This window comes from Micromonospora sp. NPDC049044 (genome assembly GCF_040649215.1).
In the GTDB taxonomy this organism is placed as follows: Bacteria; Actinomycetota; Actinomycetes; order Mycobacteriales; family Micromonosporaceae; genus Micromonospora.
The window spans coordinates 195,781-213,356 of record NZ_JBEZFA010000003.1; the positions used below are offsets into that span (position 1 = coordinate 195,781).

General features: G+C 71.2%; 16 protein-coding genes and 2 tRNA genes. 12 read left to right on the forward strand and 6 right to left on the reverse strand.

All coding sequences use genetic code 11. The features are described 5' to 3' along the window. Positions 1-340: 340 nt before the first annotated feature. Positions 341-871: a M48 family metallopeptidase gene (locus tag AB0B85_RS03760; RefSeq protein WP_357403210.1), complete on the forward strand. Its 531-nt coding sequence runs from the start codon at positions 341-343 to the stop codon at positions 869-871. 436 nt (positions 872-1,307) lie between these two features. After that, positions 1,308-1,913: a hypothetical protein gene (locus AB0B85_RS03765; protein ID WP_357403212.1), complete on the forward strand. Its 606-nt coding sequence runs from the start codon at positions 1,308-1,310 to the stop codon at positions 1,911-1,913. Positions 1,914-2,153: 240 nt separating this feature from the next. Here AB0B85_RS03765 and AB0B85_RS03770 read toward each other — a convergent pair whose 3' ends face one another. Continuing rightward, positions 2,154-3,443 carry a zinc-dependent metalloprotease gene (locus AB0B85_RS03770; protein ID WP_357403214.1) on the reverse strand — a complete coding sequence of 430 codons (1,290 nt, stop codon included), beginning with the start codon at positions 3,441-3,443 and terminating at the stop codon, positions 2,154-2,156. Between the two features lie 115 nt (positions 3,444-3,558). Here AB0B85_RS03770 and AB0B85_RS03775 point away from each other — a divergent pair, with 115 nt between their 5' ends. The 5 genes from AB0B85_RS03775 (at position 3,559) to AB0B85_RS03795 (ending at position 8,547) form a co-directional block, all read left to right on the forward strand. Then, the gene (locus AB0B85_RS03775; protein ID WP_357403216.1) at positions 3,559-4,572 is read left to right on the forward strand and encodes a PDZ domain-containing protein; all 1,014 of its coding nucleotides are present in this window, start codon (positions 3,559-3,561) and stop codon (positions 4,570-4,572) included. A 96-nt stretch (positions 4,573-4,668) separates the two neighbouring features. Next, positions 4,669-7,671 carry a UPF0182 family protein gene (locus AB0B85_RS03780; protein ID WP_357403218.1) on the forward strand — a complete coding sequence of 1,001 codons (3,003 nt, stop codon included), beginning with the start codon at positions 4,669-4,671 and terminating at the stop codon, positions 7,669-7,671. 161 nt (positions 7,672-7,832) lie between these two features. Continuing rightward, positions 7,833-7,906, forward strand: a tRNA-Met gene (locus tag AB0B85_RS03785). 189 nt (positions 7,907-8,095) lie between these two features. Further along, positions 8,096-8,169, forward strand: a tRNA-Met gene (locus AB0B85_RS03790). Between the two features lie 126 nt (positions 8,170-8,295). Further along, the gene (locus AB0B85_RS03795; RefSeq protein ID WP_357403220.1) at positions 8,296-8,547 is read left to right on the forward strand and encodes a hypothetical protein; all 252 of its coding nucleotides are present in this window, start codon (positions 8,296-8,298) and stop codon (positions 8,545-8,547) included. Between the two features lie 61 nt (positions 8,548-8,608). On the opposite strand, the gene AB0B85_RS03800 is transcribed toward AB0B85_RS03795, so the two are convergent. Beyond that, positions 8,609-9,940: an extracellular solute-binding protein gene (locus tag AB0B85_RS03800; RefSeq protein WP_357403222.1), complete on the reverse strand. Its 1,332-nt coding sequence runs from the start codon at positions 9,938-9,940 to the stop codon at positions 8,609-8,611. Positions 9,941-10,079: 139 nt separating this feature from the next. Between AB0B85_RS03800 and AB0B85_RS03805 the strand changes: the two genes are divergently transcribed. Together AB0B85_RS03805 and AB0B85_RS03810 are read left to right on the forward strand one after the other, a co-directional pair. Further along, the gene (locus tag AB0B85_RS03805; protein WP_357403224.1) at positions 10,080-10,913 is read left to right on the forward strand and encodes a phosphoribosylaminoimidazolesuccinocarboxamide synthase; all 834 of its coding nucleotides are present in this window, start codon (positions 10,080-10,082) and stop codon (positions 10,911-10,913) included. A gap of 60 nt (positions 10,914-10,973) precedes the next feature. After that, on the forward strand, positions 10,974-11,423 hold the full coding sequence (locus AB0B85_RS03810; RefSeq protein WP_357403226.1) for a hypothetical protein: 450 nt from the start codon (positions 10,974-10,976) through the stop codon (positions 11,421-11,423). Between the two features lie 59 nt (positions 11,424-11,482). Here the strand turns inward: AB0B85_RS03810 and AB0B85_RS03815 are convergent, their stop codons facing one another. Beyond that, a complete protein-coding gene (locus tag AB0B85_RS03815; protein WP_357403228.1) occupies positions 11,483-11,905 on the reverse strand; it encodes a DUF3592 domain-containing protein in 423 nt (140 codons plus the stop codon). 3 nt (positions 11,906-11,908) lie between these two features. Further along, on the reverse strand, positions 11,909-13,393 hold the full coding sequence (gene glpK, locus AB0B85_RS03820) for a glycerol kinase GlpK (protein ID WP_357403230.1): 1,485 nt from the start codon (positions 13,391-13,393) through the stop codon (positions 11,909-11,911). Between the two features lie 77 nt (positions 13,394-13,470). On the opposite strand from glpK, the gene AB0B85_RS03825 reads away from it, so the two are divergent. Next, positions 13,471-14,409, forward strand: coding sequence for a ribose-phosphate pyrophosphokinase (locus AB0B85_RS03825; RefSeq protein WP_357403232.1), 939 nt, complete (start codon positions 13,471-13,473; stop codon positions 14,407-14,409). A 127-nt stretch (positions 14,410-14,536) separates the two neighbouring features. On the opposite strand, the gene AB0B85_RS03830 is transcribed toward AB0B85_RS03825, so the two are convergent. After that, positions 14,537-14,989 carry an ATP-binding protein gene (locus tag AB0B85_RS03830; protein ID WP_357403234.1) on the reverse strand — a complete coding sequence of 151 codons (453 nt, stop codon included), beginning with the start codon at positions 14,987-14,989 and terminating at the stop codon, positions 14,537-14,539. Between the two features lie 119 nt (positions 14,990-15,108). Here AB0B85_RS03830 and AB0B85_RS03835 point away from each other — a divergent pair, with 119 nt between their 5' ends. Together AB0B85_RS03835 and AB0B85_RS03840 are read left to right on the forward strand one after the other, a co-directional pair. Further along, a complete protein-coding gene (locus AB0B85_RS03835) occupies positions 15,109-16,248 on the forward strand; it encodes a DUF5931 domain-containing protein (RefSeq protein ID WP_357403236.1) in 1,140 nt (379 codons plus the stop codon). Further along, positions 16,245-16,916 carry a response regulator transcription factor gene (locus AB0B85_RS03840; protein ID WP_357403238.1) on the forward strand — a complete coding sequence of 224 codons (672 nt, stop codon included), beginning with the start codon at positions 16,245-16,247 and terminating at the stop codon, positions 16,914-16,916. Before AB0B85_RS03835 ends, AB0B85_RS03840 begins: the two co-directional genes overlap by 4 nt. A gap of 6 nt (positions 16,917-16,922) precedes the next feature. On the opposite strand, the gene AB0B85_RS03845 is transcribed toward AB0B85_RS03840, so the two are convergent. Then, positions 16,923-17,495 carry a DUF5709 domain-containing protein gene (locus tag AB0B85_RS03845; protein WP_099848385.1) on the reverse strand — a complete coding sequence of 191 codons (573 nt, stop codon included), beginning with the start codon at positions 17,493-17,495 and terminating at the stop codon, positions 16,923-16,925. Positions 17,496-17,576: the final 81 nt, after the last annotated feature.

The window sequence follows — 17,576 nt, forward strand, 5'->3', positions numbered from 1 at the left end:
GCTAGTCGACGTCGAGAGTGTGCATGGCGAAATAGGTCGGATAAGTCAGTTTGGCGGGGACACGCCGACCAAACCCCCACAGACACCCGTGCGAGTGCCCCTGCGGCGGCGTCCGGCGCCGTGATCACCTACGGTGGGGAGGTGCCGCGTGCCGGTGCCATCGGTGTTCACGAAGGGTGACGAGATGGTGCGGCGGTGTGGCGGTCAAGAAATTTTCAGGACGCCAGGCGACCAATCACCACTTTCCGGGCGCGTGTCGAGTGGTTGACTCTTGCGGACCCCTGGTCAGTACGCATTAGCTTTCCTTCGTGACACGTAGCCGAGGCTGCGCGGGCCAGTGATGGCGGGGACGCGTAAGCCGGTCGTCGAGGTGCGGCGCAGTCAGCGCCGGCGACGTACGGTGTCCGCGTACCGTGACGGTGAGCGAGTCGTCGTTCTCATCCCGGACCAGTTCTCCCGGGCCGAGGAGAGCGAGTGGGTCGACCGGATGCTCGCCCGGCTCGCCGCCCGGGAGGGGCGCCTGGCCCGCTCCGACGCGGAGCTGCTGGCCCGCGCCACCCGGCTCATCGACCTCTACCTCTCCGGGTACGCCACGAAGGCGGTGCCGGCCAGCGTCCGATGGGTCACCAACCAGAACGGCCGATGGGGCTCGTGCACACCTGCGGACCGCAGCATCCGGATCTCGCACCGCGTTCAGGAAATGCCCGAGTGGGTGATCGACTACGTGCTGCTGCACGAGCTGGCGCACCTGATCGTGCCCAGCCACAACACCCGGTTCTGGGCGTTGGTCGGCCGCTACCCCAAAGCCGAACGCGCCCGGGGCTACCTCGAAGGTGTCGCCGCCGCCTCCGGCGCACCTCTCCCGACCTGATCCAGCTCCCCCAGCCCAACGCCCCGCGCCCCCCGCGCCACGCAGTGCCCCGCGCCCCCGGGCGCCACGCAGTGCCCCGCGCCCCCGGGCGCCACGCAGTGCCCCGCGCTCCCGCGCGCACGCAGCGCCCGCGCGCCACGCAGCGCCCCGCACCCCATCCAGCGCGCGTCCGGCCAAGATCGACTCGTCTTTCTGGAAGCCGTGCTGTCGACGGCCCTTCGACACCGCAGTTTCGCGGAAGCCGAGTCGATCGTGGTGGCTGGGTCGGGCGGGGCGGCCGTGCGAGGTGTCCGGGCCCACACGGCGGCGCGGGGGGCGGCGGGACGGAGACGAGTAGGCCGGACGGAGACGAGTAGGTCGGGCGGGGACGAGTAGGTCGGGCGGGGCGGGTAGGTCGGGCGGGGCGACCAGGCCGGGCGGGCGCTAGGCTCGGGGGATGGCGCGACGGGTGGTGGTGGCGTTGCTCGGGCCGGTGCAGTGGTCGCCGCCCGGTGTCGACCGGGCCGAGTGGCGAGCGGCTCTCGCGGAAGACGTCATCGACCTGCTCGCCACGCTCAACGAGGTGGAGGTCGCGGTCGCGGTGACCCCCGCCGATCGGCCCCTGGCGGACGCGTTGGTGTGGCCCGGCACGACCGTGTACGAGGTGGCCGAGCCGACCCCGAACGCCGTGTTCGCCGCTCTGGAAGGTTACGACCAGGCGGCGGTGCTGGTCAGTGACGTACCCGATCTGCCTGCGCTCACCGTCGGCAAGCTGCTGCGCCCACTCACCACCCGGCCGGTCGCGGTGGCCCCGGTCGAGGGCGGCGGCCCGGGTCTGCTCGGGGTGGCGGTGCGATTGCCCGCGCCGGACTGGCTACCGATGATCGACCTGGACACGGCGACGCCTGCGGACGCGCGCTCCGGCGCTCCGCGACCAGGTGACGTGGCGGTCACGGCCGGCTGGCGCCGGCTGCGCGGCCCGGCTGACCTGGCCACCCTGGACCCGGCCTTCGAGGGCTGGGAAACGACCCGCGCCCTTCTCTCGGGCGCGCGCCGCGTCTGACCAGCCGGCCTCCCGGGCGCGCGGCGCCCCGTCTGACCAGCCAGCCAGTCCTTCCCGCTTGCCGTACCCGTCGGTCAGCAGACCAAGCCCGCCCGCCTGCCGGACGCCCACCAGCAGGCCCAGTCGGCGCGCGGCCAGCCGCAGCCAGCCCGGCTGACCTGCTATCCGGTGCGCACAGACCGTGGGTGCCCGCCGTCGATCAGGCGGGCACCCGTGGCTCAAGCCGTCGAGGTGCGGACGTCAGGGCTTGCCGTCGCCCTCACCCTCGGTCTCGTCGGGCTGGCCCGGGGCCTTCTCCTCGGCCCCACCAGGAGCGGTGAAGTCGAAGGTGTCCAGCTCGCTCAGGTCCATGTCGTTCATCGCGAAGGCGACCGGGTCGGCGAAGTCGTCGTCCGAGGGCAGCAGGTCCGGGTGGCCCCAGACGGCGTCGCGACCTTCGATGCCGCGGTGCTCGGTGAGCGCGGCCCAGAGCGCCGCGGCCTCGCGGAGGCGGCGCGGGCGCAGCTCCAGGCCGACGAGTGCGGCGAAGGTCTGCTCGGCGGGCCCGCCGGCGGCCCGGCGGCGGCGGAACGCCTCACCCAACCGGACGACGTTGGGCAGCCGGTCGCTGGCGGCGCTGTCCACGACGTGGCAGACCCAGCCCTCGACCAGGGCGAGTGCGGTCTCCAGCCGGGCCAGGGAGGCCTTCTGCGCCGGGGTGTCCTCCGGCGTGAAGATGCCCTCCAGGGCGATCGCCTGCATCGACTCCGGGTCGGTCGGGTCGACCCGGCCCATCGCCTCCTCGATCGCGTCCCGGTTGACCCGGATGCCCGAGGCGTACATCTCGACCGCGCTGAGCACGTGCCCGCGCAGCCACGGCACGTGCTGGAACAGCCGCTGGTGGGCGGCCTCGCGCAGCGCCACGTAGAGGCGGACCTCGTCCTCGGGAAGTTCCAGGCCCTCGCCGTACGCCCGGATGTTGGCCGGGATCAGGGCGGCCGTGCCGGCCGGGCCGAGTGGCAGCCCGATGTCGCCGGCGGAGAGCACCTCCGCGGCGAGCGAGCCGAGCGCCTGCCCGAGCTGGCCGCCGAAGAGCGCGCCGCCGAGGGTGGCCACCATCGACTGCATCGGCCCGAGCTGGGCGCGTGCCTCCGGTGGCACCAGGTCGCCCATCGCGCCGACCATCCGGCTGGCGACCGGGTCGCAGAGCTTGCGCCACACGTCGAGCGTCTTGAAGATCCACTCGTTGCGGTTCCAGGCAACCGGTGACTGGATGCCCGACGGCCACGCCGAGGCCGGCTCCAACCACAGGTCGGCCAGGCGCAGCGCCTCCTCGACGGCGTTGCGCTCGAACGGTGACACCGCCGGGTCGCCGGCGGCTGCGAGTTGGCTGGCCGCTACCTGCCGGGCCAGGTCCCAGTTGACCGGCCCGCTGCCCGGCGCGGAGAGCAGGTGCTGCAACTGTGACATGAACTGCTGCATCTGCGCGGGATCGTTGGGGTCTGGTGGTTGCCCACCCGGGAGCGCGAAACCGAACGGAATATCAGGCACGACGTCTACGGTACGCGGACCGCGCCCCAGGTAGCCGCCGCTGGCGTTGCGCTGAGGGCGAAGTCGCGTGGCGCATCCGGCAGGTGGCGTCCGGTCGGTCGGTACGCTCTGCGGCATGAGACGTCGTGGCCTGACGGTCCTGCTCGGTGCCCTGTTCACCGCCCTGCTGAGCATCGGGGTGCTACGGGTGCCGATCCCGTACGTGGTGCTCGGCCCCGGCCCGACGGTCAACACCCTCGGCACGGCCGACGGTAAGGAGGTCATCCAGGTCTCCGGGCGGGAAACCTCGACCTCGGCCGGCCAGCTGCGGCTGACCACTGTGGGAGTGCAGCCCACGGTGCGGTTGCGGGGCGCGATCGCGGGTTGGTTCTCCGACGACGAGGCGGTGGTGCCGCGCGAGCTTGTCTACCCGCCGGGGGAGTCGACCGAGCAGGTCGAGCAGCGCAACGCGGAGGACTTCAAGGCGTCGCAGACCAGCGCGGAGACCGCCGCGCTGCGGGAGCTGGGTTTTCCGGTGCAGGTGGTGATCAAGACGGTGGCCGGGGACGGCCCGGCGGCCGGGGCGCTGAAGGCCGGCGACGTGATCACTTCCGTCGACGGTCAGCCGGTGCCGGTGGCCGCGAAGGTCACCGAACTGATCCGGGCCAAGCCGGCGGGCACGGCGTTGACGATCGCCTACACCCGCGATGGCGCGCCGGCCACCGCGACGGTCACCAGTCGTGAGCAGGATGGCCGGCCGCGGATCGGTGTGGAGATCGATCAGCAGCAGCCGCACCCGTTCACCCTCGGCATCGACCTGGGGGACATCGGCGGGCCGAGCGCCGGTCTGATGTTCGCCCTGGGGATCGTCGACAAGCTGACTCCGGCCGATCTCACCGGCGGCCAGATCATCGCCGGCACCGGCACCATCGACGACGAGGGCACCGTCGGCCCGATCGGCGGGATCGCCCAGAAGCTGGTCGGCGCGAAGCGCGCCGGTGCCAAGGTGTTTCTGGTGCCGGCGGACAACTGCGCCGAGGCGGTCCGCAATCCGCAGCCCGATCTGCCGCTGTTGCGGGTGGGCTCTCTGGACGACGCGATGACCGCTCTGGAGACGTTGCGCGCAGGGGGTCAGCCGACCCGTTGTTGACCGGTGTGACCGTGCCCCGACACGCTCAGGAACACCCCGTACTCTGGGTGCCTGGTCGGAGCCGATCACATCGAGCGTGCGGAGCCAACAGTGGTCATGCGTAGTAGCAGCCCCCTGCCGAGGATGAGCCGGCGCGGGCGCGTCACCATCGCTGTCCTGGTCGGGGTGTTCGTGCTCTTCACCCTGCTCGGCTGGGGTGTCCAGGCGTGGACGGACTGGCTCTGGTTCGACGAGGTCCGTTACACCGAGGTCTTCACCGGTGTCCTGCTCACCCGGCTGGTGCTCTTCCTGGCTGTCGGTCTCGGCATGGCGCTGATCGTCGGTGGCAACCTGTGGCTGGCCTACCGGCTGCGTCCGCGGCTGCGTCCGCACTCGGTGGAGCAGGCGACCCTGGAGCGCTACCGGATGGTGCTCAGCCCGCGGCTGGGCACCTGGATCGCGCTGACCGCCGCGGTGGTCGGCCTCTTCGCCGGCCTCTCCGCGCAGAACCGGTGGAGCCAGTGGCTGCTCTTCCGCAACGGCGGTGACTTCGGGGTCAAGGACCCGGAGTTCGGCGTGGACATCGGCTTCTACGTCTTTCAACTGCCCTTCTGGCGTTACCTGCTCGGGGTCGCCTTCACCGCTGTGGTGCTGGCTGTGATCGGCGCGCTGGCGGTGCACTACCTCTTCGGCGGGGTCCGTCTGCAGGGCGTCGGGGACCGGATGAGCAACGCGGCCCGCGCGCACCTGAGCAGCCTGGTCGCGGTCTTCGTGCTGTTGAAGGCCGTCGCGTACGTGCTGGACCGGCGGGCGATGTTGCTTGAGTACAACGAGGGCGCCAAGTTGTACGGCGCCGGCTACGCCGACGTCAACGCGCTGCTGCCGGCGAAGGAGATCCTGGCGTACATCTCGATCGTGGTGGCGATCGCGATCATCGTGTTCTCCAACGCCTGGATGCGGAACCTGGTCTGGCCGGGGATCTCGCTGGCACTGCTCGGTGTGTCCGCGGTGGCCATCGGCGGCATCTACCCCTGGGCGGTGCAGACCTTCGAGGTCAAGCCGAGCGCCAAGGACAAGGAAGCGCCGTACATCCAGCGCAGCATCGACGCGACACGGGCGGCGTTCGGGCTGGCAGCCACCGAGACGACCCCGTACGCGGCGAACAACCTCACCCCACCGGCGAACCTGGCCACCGACACCTCTGTGGTGTCGAACGTGCGGCTGCTCGACCCACAGTTGGTAAGTGAGACGTACACCCAGCTCCAGCAGGTGCGTGGCTTCTACGACTTCGGCCCCAAACTGGACATCGACAGGTACGGGGTGAACGGCAAGACCTCCGACTACGTCGTCGGCGTCCGGGAGATCAACTACGGTGAGCTGACCGACCAGCAGAACACCTGGATCAACCGGCACACCGTCTACACGCACGGGTACGGCCTGGTGGCCGCCCCGGCGAACCAGGTGGTGTGCGGCGGGCAGCCGTTCTTCGTCTCCGGCTTCCTCGGGGAGAAGACCCAGGAGGCGTGCTCCTCGCAGACCGAGCAGATCCCGGCCACGCAGCCGCGCATCTACTACGGCGAGCGGATGGCGGCCGACGACTACGCGATCGTCGGCCAGTCCGACCCGAACAAGAAGGCCGAGTTCGACAGGCCGGTCGGTGAGGGTGGCGGCGAGTCCTACACCTACACCGGCGAGGGTGGCGTCAAGATCGGCTCGTTCACCCGGCGGCTGCTGTACGCGATCAAGGAGCAGGAGTCGAACTTCCTGCTCTCCGAGGCGGTGAACAAGGACTCCCGGCTGCTGTACGTGCGTAACCCGCGGGACCGGGTGGAGAAGGTCGCGCCGTTCCTCACCCTCGACGGTGACCCGTACCCGGCGGTTGTCGGCGGTCGGGTGCAGTGGATCGTCGACGGCTACACCACGGCGGCGACCTACCCGTACGCCGAGCGGGTCAACCTGCAGACCGAGACCACCGACGAGTTGACCAACCGGGGCACCTTCCAGCTGGCCCGGGAGAACGTCAACTACATGCGGAACTCGGTGAAGGCCACCGTCGACGCGTACGACGGGACCGTGACGCTCTACGAGTACGACGACAGCGACCCGGTGCTCAAGGCCTGGAACAAGGCGTTCGGCGGCGACCTGATCAAGCCGAAGACGGACATCCCGGTCGAGCTGACCGAGCACCTGCGCTACCCGGCGGACATGTTCAAGGTGCAGCGCAACCTGCTCACCAAGTTCCACGTGACGAACCCGGGTGACTTCTACTCCGCACAGGACTTCTGGCAGGTGCCCAACGTGCCGGACGCGCCGGACAGCGGCCAGAAGCAGCCCCCGTACTACCTGTTCACGCAGTTCCCGGGCCAGGAGGGCCCGCGGTTCCAGCTCACCTCCGCGGTCACCCCGAACGGCCGGCAGAACCTCGCCGCGCTGATCTCCGGGTCGTACGTCGACGGGAAGCCCCGGCTGGAGGTGCTGGAGTTGCCGGACCAGACCCGGATCTCGGGCCCGGTGCAGGTGCACCAACAGATGACGAACAACGCGAACATCCGTCAGCAGCTCAACCTGCTCTCCAGCAACCAGGCGCAGGTGCAGTACGGCAACCTGCTGTCGTTGCCCTTCGCCGACGGCATGCTCTACGTCGAGCCGGTCTACGTGAAGAGCAACCAGCAGGACGCGTACCCGCTGTTGCAGAAGGTGCTGCTCTCCTACGGTGACGGTGGCTCCTTCGTGGCGCTGGCCGACAACATCAACGACGGCATCAAGCAGTTGGTCGAGCAGGGGAAGAAGGCCGGGCAGGGCACGTCGCCGCCGCCGAGCACCGGGGGCAACCCGACGACGCCGACGCCCAGCGGGAGCCCCACGCCGACGCCGAGCGGGAGCGCCACGCCGACGCCACCGGCGCCGAGCGGAGACCTGGCCGATGCCGCCGACCGGGTGCAGACCGCGATCACCGAGGTCCGGGCCGCGCAGACCTCTGGTGACTTCGAGCGGTACGGCCGTGCGCTCAAGGCGCTCGACGAGGCACTCACCGCGTTCCAGCAGGCACAGCAGGCCGCCGGAACGCCGAGCGGGAGCGCCGCACCGTCGGCGAGTGGCAGCCCGAGCGCGGGCGGCTGACTGCACTCGCCTGGCGTACCTCACGCAGCCCCCGTCGTCGGACCGTCCCGGTTCCGGCGGCGGGGGCTCTGGCGTGACTGGCCCGTGCGGCACCGCGAGCCGGCGGATTCGGATGTCGTTTTGCGGGGCCCGGGGGTCGTGCGCTACGGTTATCGAGCCGACGCGGGGTGGAGCAGCTCGGTAGCTCGCTGGGCTCATAACCCAGAGGTCGCAGGTTCAAATCCTGTCCCCGCTACGAGAAACATCGAAAGCCCGTTTCCGGTTCGCCGGAGGCGGGCTTTCGACTTTCCCACGGTGGCCGTTGCTCGGAAGCTTTCCCGATGTCGGTCGCTGCTCGCAGGGTCGACGGTTGGTCTGCTCGCTGGCGTCGGCACCGACCCCACTGATCATCGCCAAACGGGATGGGTTAAGGTTAACCAGTCGACGCGGGGTGGAGCAGTTCGGTAGCTCGCTGGGCTCATAACCCAGAGGTCGCAGGTTCAAATCCTGTCCCCGCTACTACACAGGCAAAGGCCCGTCCCAGAGTTTTCTGGAGACGGGCCTTTCCCGTTGGCCGGTGGGCCCCGGCCCGTGGTTCGGCGCGACAGACGTGCCGAGGTTGCGTCCTTCGGCGAGGATGGGCACATGTCTTCCTTCGGTAAGTGGTGGGGCCGGCTCAGCGCGGTCCTCGGTGCGGCCGTACTGGCGGTCTTCGTGCCCGTCGCGGCCTGGGCGTCCACGGGCACCGGCGAGGTGGTGGTGGAGGCCGCGCGGCGGCGACGTGGTGGCGGCGGCTTCGGCGTCCTCAGCCTGCTCTGCTGCCTGGTGGTGGTGGCCGTCATCGTGTTCCTGGTGCTGCGCCTGACCCGCAACCGGCGCGGCGGCCCGCCGCGCTGACCCGGTGGCCCGCGCCGGTCGGTTGGTCGACGGCGGGGGCGTCGGCCCGGCCGCCGGTCGGTCAGGCCGCCAGTGCGGCGTTGGCCTGGGAGAGGAAACGCGTGGTGGCCGCCCGGGTGCCGGCCCGCTTGACGCGGACGCTCTCCGCGGCGGCGACAAGCAGCGTACGCACCTTGACGTTCCCCTTGGGCGGCGGTGCCGGTGCCGGCCCGAGTTGGTCGGCGAGGGTGGCACCGAGCGCGGCGGCGCGCTTCTCGGTCGGGTCGGTGATGCTGCCCTCGGTGTAGCGGCGGACGGCGAGGCTGGCGTTCAGGCCACGTTCGTGGCCGAGGACGGTGCCGGCCTCGCCGTTCGTGGTCAAGAAGTTGATCAGGTCGGTGACGATGTCCGGGTGGCGGGTGCCCCGGAACGCGGCCCAGGACATCGAGGCGCGTGCCCACTGCGCGGCGGGCGGCCCCGGAAAGCCGACCACGCCCAACTCGGCCCGGGTCAGCCGTTGCAACTCCGGTAGCTGGTGCGACCAGGCGAAGGACGCGGCGGTCAACCCGGTCACCACAGGTTGCCGGGTCAGCTCCCGGCCGTCGGTCTGCTCGACAAGCGCGGCACCCGGGGTGGCCCGCGCCTTGCGGGCGCGCTGCCACAGCTCGAACCAGGCGACCAACTCGTCCGCGCCGAAACCGAGCTGGTTGCCCCGGTAGAACTCGCCACCCTGCGACCGCAGCCACAGCCACAGCGCCCGCTGGTCACCTGACGCGTCCATGATGCCGGCCACCCGACCGTCGCCGGCCGCTGTTACCTGTTCCGCCCAGGAAATGTAGTCGGCCCAGGTCATGCCGCCCCGCGGCTCGGGCACTCGCAGCTCGCGCAGTAGCTCCCGGTTGAAGACCACTGCGGCGTGGGTCTGCCCGCTGGCCACCGCCATCGTCCGCCCCTCCACCGTGCCGGAGCGGATCAGGCCCTCCGGCAGGCCCCGCAGATCGAGGCGGTTGTCGCTGACCCGGTCGGTGAGGTCGAGGATGATCTGGCGTTGCGTGTACTCGGTGAGCATCGTGTCGTCGATCTGGATCAGGTCCGGTACGTTCCCACCGGCCGCCTGGGTGGCCAGTCGGTCGTAGTAGCCGTCGGTGCCCTGCCAGGTGACCCGGAAGGTCACCCGGGGGTTGCGCTCCGAGTAGAGCCGCAGCACCTTCTCGGTGCGATCGGCCCGCCTGGTGTTCCCCCACCAGAAGACCGACAGCTCGACCGGGCCGTCCTGGGTGGACGTGGCGGCGCCGTCGCTGCATCCGGCCAGTCCGCCGGACGCGAGCAGGGGTGCGCCGAGCAGCGCGGTGAGCAGTCGGCGCCGGCCCGGGTCGGCGCTGAGGCGGTCGATCGGGGGTGGAGCAACGGGCACGGGGGTCTCCTGGACCTGCGGGGGCGCGGTGCGATCATTCACGCAGCAAGCACACGAAGGTGTCAACGTCCGTCCGGTCACCCCCCGGGCGCGGGTGGTCGAATCAGGCCGTCCGACGTCGCGTGGTGTACTAGGGCGCGTGGAACTTCTGCACTCGGGCAAGGTTCGGGACGTGTACGCCGACGGCGACGACCTCATCCTGGTCGCCTCGGACCGGATCTCGATCTACGACGTGGCGCTGCCGACGCCGATCCCGGACAAGGGTCGCCTGCTCACCGCACTCTCGTTGTGGTGGTTCGAGCAGCTCGCCGACCTGGTGCCGAACCATGTCATCTCGGCCACCGACGTGCCCGCCGAGTTCGCCGGGCGGGCGATCCGCTGCCAGCGGCTGGAGATGCTCCCGGTCGAGTGCGTCGCCCGCGGCTACCTCACCGGCGGCGGCCTGCGGGAGTACGAGCGGACCGGGGCCGTCTCCGGCGTGCCGCTGCCCCGAGGGCTCGGCGAGGCGTCGATCCTGCCCGAGCCGATCTTCACGCCGTCGAGCAAGGCGCCGGCGGGTGAGCACGACGAGCCGATCACGTACGCCGACGTGGTGGACAAGGTGGGCGCGGAGACCGCGGAGCGGCTGCGGCAGATCACCATCGACGTCTACCGGCGCGGCGCGGAGTTGGCCGCCGACCGGGGCATCCTGATCGCCGACACCAAGATCGAGTTGGGCTGGGCGCCGGACGGCACCCTGATCCTCGCCGACGAGCTGCTCACCTCCGACTCGTCGCGGTTCTGGCCGGCCGAGTCGTACCAGCCGGGTCGGGTGCAGTTCTCCTACGACAAGCAGTACGTGCGGGACTGGGCCACCGGTGCCGGCTGGAACAAGCTGCCTCCCGCGCCGGACGTGCCGGCCGAGGTCGTCGAGGCGACCCGCGCCCGCTACGTCGAGGTCTACGAGAAGCTCACCGGCAACCGCTGGACGTGACCCGTCGCCCAGCGGATCACGGGGCAATCGGTTTGCTCACCAACTGTTAGCCTGCGACCCATGGCAACCAGGCGGACCATCTCGCCGCCACCCGAGGACTACGTCACCCGGATGGCCCGCCGGCCGCGCTGGCAACGGATTCTGATCCCGATCCTCATGCTCCTGGCGGTCCTGGTGATGCCGGTCGACATCGGCAGGAATCTGATCGGTGCCGAGCGGGTGAGCATCCAGGTCGAGTCCTGCGACCGCGGCGGGCCCAAGGGGACCCAACGCTGCCGGGGCACCTGGACCACGCCCGACGGGCGTGTGGTCACCGGCGGGGTGGGCGGCGGCTCGCTGCGGGTCGGCGAGCGGGTCGACGGCTGGGCCAACGGGAAGCAGGCCACGGTCAGCCTGATGGCCTGGCTCATCGCCCCGCTGATGGTGGGCTCGGCCCTGTTGGCGGCGATGGTGGCGCTCGCCGTCGTCTTCGCGCGGATCGGCGTGCAGCGGCTGCGCGGCGTCCGCTGACCCGTGGCAGGCCAGCTCCCGTCAGCACGATGGGTGACAGGCCACTGTGGAAGAACGGTTCAGGTCAGCCGCTCAACGGCCACGATGCCAGTGACCAGCACGACGACGCTGACGATCAGCAACGAGACGAACGGGACGAGCACCGAGGACCTACCCTTGATAATCGGTGACTCGACGAGGATCCGGCGCGGGCGGTCGGGTTCGTACACGACGGTGACCGGCCCGGGGGCAGCCGACAGGGGAGTCTGCCGCCAGCGCCCCGGTGTGGTGGTCACCGTGGCACCGTCGGCCGTTCGGTACCGCACGATGGGGTAGTAGGTGCGGGCACCGTTGCCCCTGTTGATCGGACGTAGTTCCACCACCTCGCCCGGCGTGCGTACGCCCCGGCGCAGCAGGCCGAGGTCGCGCCAGAACCGGACGACCGCGTACGCCATCCCGGCCAGGCCGAGGCCCGCCGTGATCGTCAGGACCAACTCCGGCACGGCTCACTCCATCCAGTCGAGGGTGCGTTGCACGGCCTTGCGCCACTGACGCAGCTCCCGCTCGCGCACCTGCGGGGCCATCGCCGGCTCCCACTGCGCGTCGGAGCGCCACTGCGCCCGCAGGGTGGCCAGGTCCGGCCAGAAGCCGACCGCCAGACCGGCCGCGTACGCGGCACCCAGGCAGGTGGTCTCGGTGATCCGGGAACGCACCACCGGCACGTCGAGGACGTCCGCGAGGAACTGCATGAGCAGCCCGTTGGCGGTCATCCCACCGTCCACCCGGAGTCGGCGCAGCGCCACGTCGGAGTCGGCGTCCATCGCGTCGACCACCTCGCGGGTCTGCCACGCCGACGCCTCCAGCACCGCCCGGGCCAGGTGCCCCTTGGTGATGTAGCCGGTCAGGCCGGCGATGACGCCCCGCGCATCGCTGCGCCAGTGCGGGGCGAACAGCCCGGAGAACGCCGGCACCACGTAACAGCCGCCGTTGTCGTCAACGGTGCGCGCCAGGTCCTCCACCTCGGCGGCCGTGGAGATCAACCCGAGGTTGTCCCGCAGCCACTGCACCAGCGAGCCGGTGACCGCTATCGCGCCCTCCAGGGCGTACGCCGGAGGTTGGCCCTTGATCCGGTACGCGACGGTGGTGAGCAGGCCGTGCGTCGACGGGACAGCTGTGGCGCCGGTGTTGAGCAGCAGGAAACTGCCGGTGCCGTAGGTGCACTTCGCCTCGCCCGGCTGGAAGCAGGTCTGCCCGAACAGGGCGGCCTGCTGGTCGCCGAGCGCACTGGCCACCGGCACCCCGGCGAGCACCCCACCGGCCGTGCCGTACACCTCGGCGGAGCAGCGGATCTCCGGCAGCATCGCCGCCGGGACGCCCAGCGCGTCCAGTAGCTCCGGGGCCCAGTCCAGGGTGGTGAGGTCCATCAGCATGGTCCGGCTGGCGTTTGTCACGTCGGTGACGTGCTCGCCGGTCAGCTTCCAGATCAGCCAGCTGTCCATGGTCCCGAAGAGCACCTCGCCGCGCTCCGCGCGCTCGCGCAGGCCGTCGACCTCGTCGAGCAGCCAGCGCAGCTTCGGGCCGGCGAAGTAGGTGGCCAGCGGCAGGCCGGTGCGGGCCCGGAACCGCTCCTCGCCGTACGCCGAGGCCAGCTCGCGCAGCAGCGGCCCGGTGCGGGTGTCCTGCCAGACGATGGCGTTGGCCACCGGGCGGCCGGTCGCCCGGTCCCAGACGACAGTGGTCTCCCGCTGGTTGGTGATCCCGACGGCGGCCAGCCCGGTCGCGTCGGTGCCGGCGGCCCGCAGTGCCTCGACGACGACCTGCTGGACGTTGTCCCAGATCTCCTCGGCGTCGTGTTCCACCCAGCCGGGTCGGGGGAAGTTCTGCCGGTGCTCGCGCTGGGCCACGGCGACGATGTCCCCGGCGGAGTCGAAGACGATGCACCGCGAGGAGGTGGTGCCCTGGTCGATGGCGGCGACGTACTGGGGGGTCACCGCAGCACCGTACCCAAAGCGGCAGCGTGGTGCGACAGGCGTCACGTCGGCCGGGGCTTCGCCTACGATGTGCGAACGTGCGCGACATCGCCGTTTTCAGTGGAACCGCCCATCCCGACCTGGCCGCCGAGATCTGTGCCCACCTGGGGGTGCCGCTGCATCCGGTGCGGGTCTCCCGGTTCGCCAACGACTGCCTGGAAGTGCAGTTGCAGGCGAACTGCCGGGAGCGGGACGTCTTCCTGATCCAGCCGCTGGTCCCCCCGGTGCAGGAGAACCTCGTCGAGCTGCTGCTGATGATCGACGCGGCGCGGGGCGCGTCGGCCGGCCGGATCACAGTGGTGCTGCCGCACTACGCGTACGCCCGCTCGGACAAGAAGGACGCGCCACGGATCTCGATCGGCGCCCGGCTCGTCGCCGACCTGCTCACCTCGGCCGGGGCGGACCGGGTGCTCGCGATGACCCTGCACTCGCCGCAGGTGCACGGCTTCTTCAGCGTTCCCGTGGATCACCTGCACGCGTTGCGGGAGCTGGCCACCCACTTCCGGCGCTACGACCTGAGTGACGCAGTGGTGGTCTCACCCGACCTGGGTAACGCCAAGGAGGCGGCGGCCTTCGCCCGGCTGCTCGGTACGCCGGTCGCGGCCGGGGCGAAGCAGCGGTTCAGCGACGACCTGGTCAAGATCAGCGCGGTGATCGGCGAGGTGACCGACCGGGACGTCATTGTGCTGGACGACGAGATCGCCAAGGGCAGCACGGTGATCGAGTTGATGGAGCACCTACGCGGCCTGAAGGTCCGCTCGATCCGGCTCGCCTGCACGCACGGGCTCTTCTCCGGCGACGCGTTGCAGCGGCTCAGCGGCCAGGACGGCGTCCTGGAGATCGTCTGCACGAACACGGTGCCCATCCCGGCCGCGAAGCGCGTTCCCGCCCTACAGGTGCTGTCGGTGGCCCCGGCCCTGGCCGAGGCCATGCGCCGAATCCACAACGGCGAATCCGTCTCCGCCCTCTTCGCCTGACCCCGCCGAAGCCCCGGCTCGACCCCCGTCGATCATGGAGTTGTGGTGCCGTACACAAGGGGCAGATGTGGAGCTGTCGCCCACCACGACTCCATGATCCCCCGCAGGGGCGGGGCGGGGAGGGGGGTCAGCGCTTGGTGCGGTCGTGGTTGAGGCTTGCGGTGATGCGGACCAGGGTGCCGCCGGAGCTGGTGACGACCTCCATGGCGTCGGTCAGCTCGCGGGCCAGCCAGAGGCCCCAGCCGCCGGCGGTGTCCGGGGCTGGCCGACTGCGGTCGCCCAACCGCTGCGGACTGATTCCGGTGCCGTGATCGGCGACCTCGCAGACAAGCAGGTCCGACTCGCACCAGAGCCGCAGCCAGCCGCGTCCGCCGCCGTGCCGCACCGCGTTGGTGATCAACTCGTTGATCGCGAGCACGAAATCGTCAAGGCGTTGGCCGCCGAGCCCGCAGGCGTGCGCGCAGGAGGTGACCGAGTGGCGGATGTCGGTCACCTGGGCCTGGTCAAAGGCCTCGGCGATCAGGACGGCGGGTTCGATGGGCACCACCGTACGCGGTGCGTGCGGCTCGGCGTTCGTCATGGGCCCGTCCAAGCGGCGGATCTCGGAGTGGTTCGCGGCTTTTCCACCGTACGTCAGGGTTTCCTGAACCGCACTCGCTGCTCGCCGTGCTACCTGCGGCATATGGCATCGTGACGGCCATGCCGTCGCCGCCAGGTGGATTCGAGGTGCCGCTGTGGCGTGCGCTGGCGGTGTTCAGGCTGGCATCCCTGGCGTACGTCTGCCTGCTCGCGGTGCGCGACGCCGACCGGTACGCCCACCCGTACGCCGTCGGCGCCCTGGTCCTGGTGATGGCGGCCTGGACCGGGGCGACCGCCATCGGTTACGCCCGGCCGGCCTGGCGGCGCTGGCCGCTGCTGCTTGCCGATCTCGGAGTGGTGCTGGCCGTGGTGCTGGCCACCCCGTGGGTGGTCGGTCGGGCGGCGCTCGCCAGCGGCGTACCCACAATGGGGGTCGCCTGGATGGCCGGCCCGGTGCTGGCCTGGGCCGTCTCCGGCGGCCGGCGGCGGGGCATGATCGCCGCGCTGCTGGTCTCCGGCGCGGACCTGACCACCCGGGAGCGGATCGGCCAGTCCTCGTTCACCGGGGTGATCCTCATGCTGCTCGCCGGGGTGGTGGTCGGGCACGTGGCCCGTCTCGCGGCGGGCGCCGAGGAGCGGCTGCAACGTGCTGTGGAGTTGGAGGCGGCCACCCGGGAGCGGGAACGACTGGCCCGGGGCATCCACGACTCGGTGCTCCAGGTACTGGCGTTGGTGCAGCGGCGTGGCGCACACCTGCCCGGTGAGGCCGGCGAGCTGGCCCGGCTGGCGGGCGAGCAGGAGGCCGCGTTGCGGGCGCTGATCGCCGGCGCCGGCCCGGCCGCCGACGTGGCGTTGGACGGGCCCGACGCCAGCGCGGTTGACCTGCGGACCCTCCTCGGCCGGTACGCCTCACCGGCGGTGGAGCTCGCCGCGCCGGCCACCCCGGTGCCGCTGCCCCGCCGGGTGGCCGCAGAGTTGGCAGCGGCGACCGGCGCGGCCCTGGACAACGTGGGGCGGCACGCCGGTGGACGGGCCTGGGTGTTGATCGAGGACGAGGGGGAGACGGTGACGGTGTCGATCCGCGACGAGGGGCCGGGCATCCCGGACGGCCGGCTGGCCGAGGCCGCGGCCCAGGGCCGGCTCGGGGTGACCCAGTCGATCAGGGGTCGGGTGGTCGAGCTGGGCGGGACCGTGCGGATCGCGTCCGCCCCCGACGCGGGCACCGAGATCGAGCTGACAGTGCCGAGGGCGCGGCGATGAACCCGACCCGGGTGATGGTGGTCGACGACCATCCGATGTGGCGCGAGGGCGTGGCCCGCGACCTGACCGAGGCCGGATTCCTGGTGGTGGCGACAAGCGGCGAGGGGCGACAGGCCATCCGGGTGGCCGCCGCCGCCCGGCCCGACGTCGTCGTACTCGACCTGCAACTGCCGGACATCTCCGGCGTCGAGGTGATCCTGGGGCTGCGCGCGGCACTGCCCGACGTGCGGGTGCTGATGCTCAGCGCCAGCGGCGAACAGCAGAGCGTGCTGGACGCGGTAAAGGCGGGAGCGACCGGCTACCTGGTGAAGTCGACAGCGCCCGCGGAGTTCCTCGACGCGGTCCGCCGGACCGCGGCCGGCAACGCGGTCTTCACCCCCGGCCTCGCCGGGCTCGTCCTCGGCGAGTTCCGCCGGCTGGCCGCCGGGTCGGGGCCGGGCCCCGACCCGGCCGGCGGCGCGGAACCGGCGACGCCCCGGCTCACCGACCGGGAGACCGAGGTGTTGCGGCTGGTGGCGAAGGGGATGTCGTACAAGCAGATCGCGCAGCGACTCGGACTGTCGCACCGCACGGTGCAGAACCACGTCCAGAACACCCTGGGCAAACTGCAACTGCACAACCGCGTCGAGCTGACCCGGTACGCCATCGAACGCGGCCTGGACGACTGAGGCGGGTCAGACCGAGCGCGGCGGCTCCGTCTCGTGGATGGCCAACTCCTCGGCGGTCGCCCCGCCGCCGGCCGAACCCGCGTCGTACGCCACCGAGTCGGTCTCCTGGTCGGTGTGCGCCCCCTCGTCCGGCTCGACCAGCCGACCCACTGTGGCGTCGGCGACAGTGCCGAGCTGACCGTGGTCGTAGAGGGAGACCGGCGAGTTCGGATCCGAGGTGGGCCCGGGATCCATCACGTCGGCGTCCAGCTGTGCCTCCGCCGCGGCTTCCAGGTTGTCCGCCTCGAAGGCGATCTTCGGGTCGATCGTGCCGGCCAACGGGTCGTCCGCCGGGCGCTCGTAGACCTCGCGGTCGAGCTTGTAGTCGAGCGACTCGCCGTCCAGCTGCTCCTCGGCGGTCGTGCCGAACCGGTCCACCGCCACCGGCGTCCGGTCGCCGGGGAGTTGGGCCGGGTCCGGGCCGTCCGCCTCGCGCCCGGTGAGCACGTCGTCGTTGGCGGTCGAGTCGTCATCTGCGGTGTCGGGCAGACCTTGCGCCTCGGTGTCGGACACGGGGGTCGGGTACTCGTTGTCGCGCATGTCTGATCACTACCCGCTGCCCTCCCGCCGTAACCGGAGCGGCGCAGGCTGTGCGGTGGTCGAAAGCGGCAGCGGAGGCGA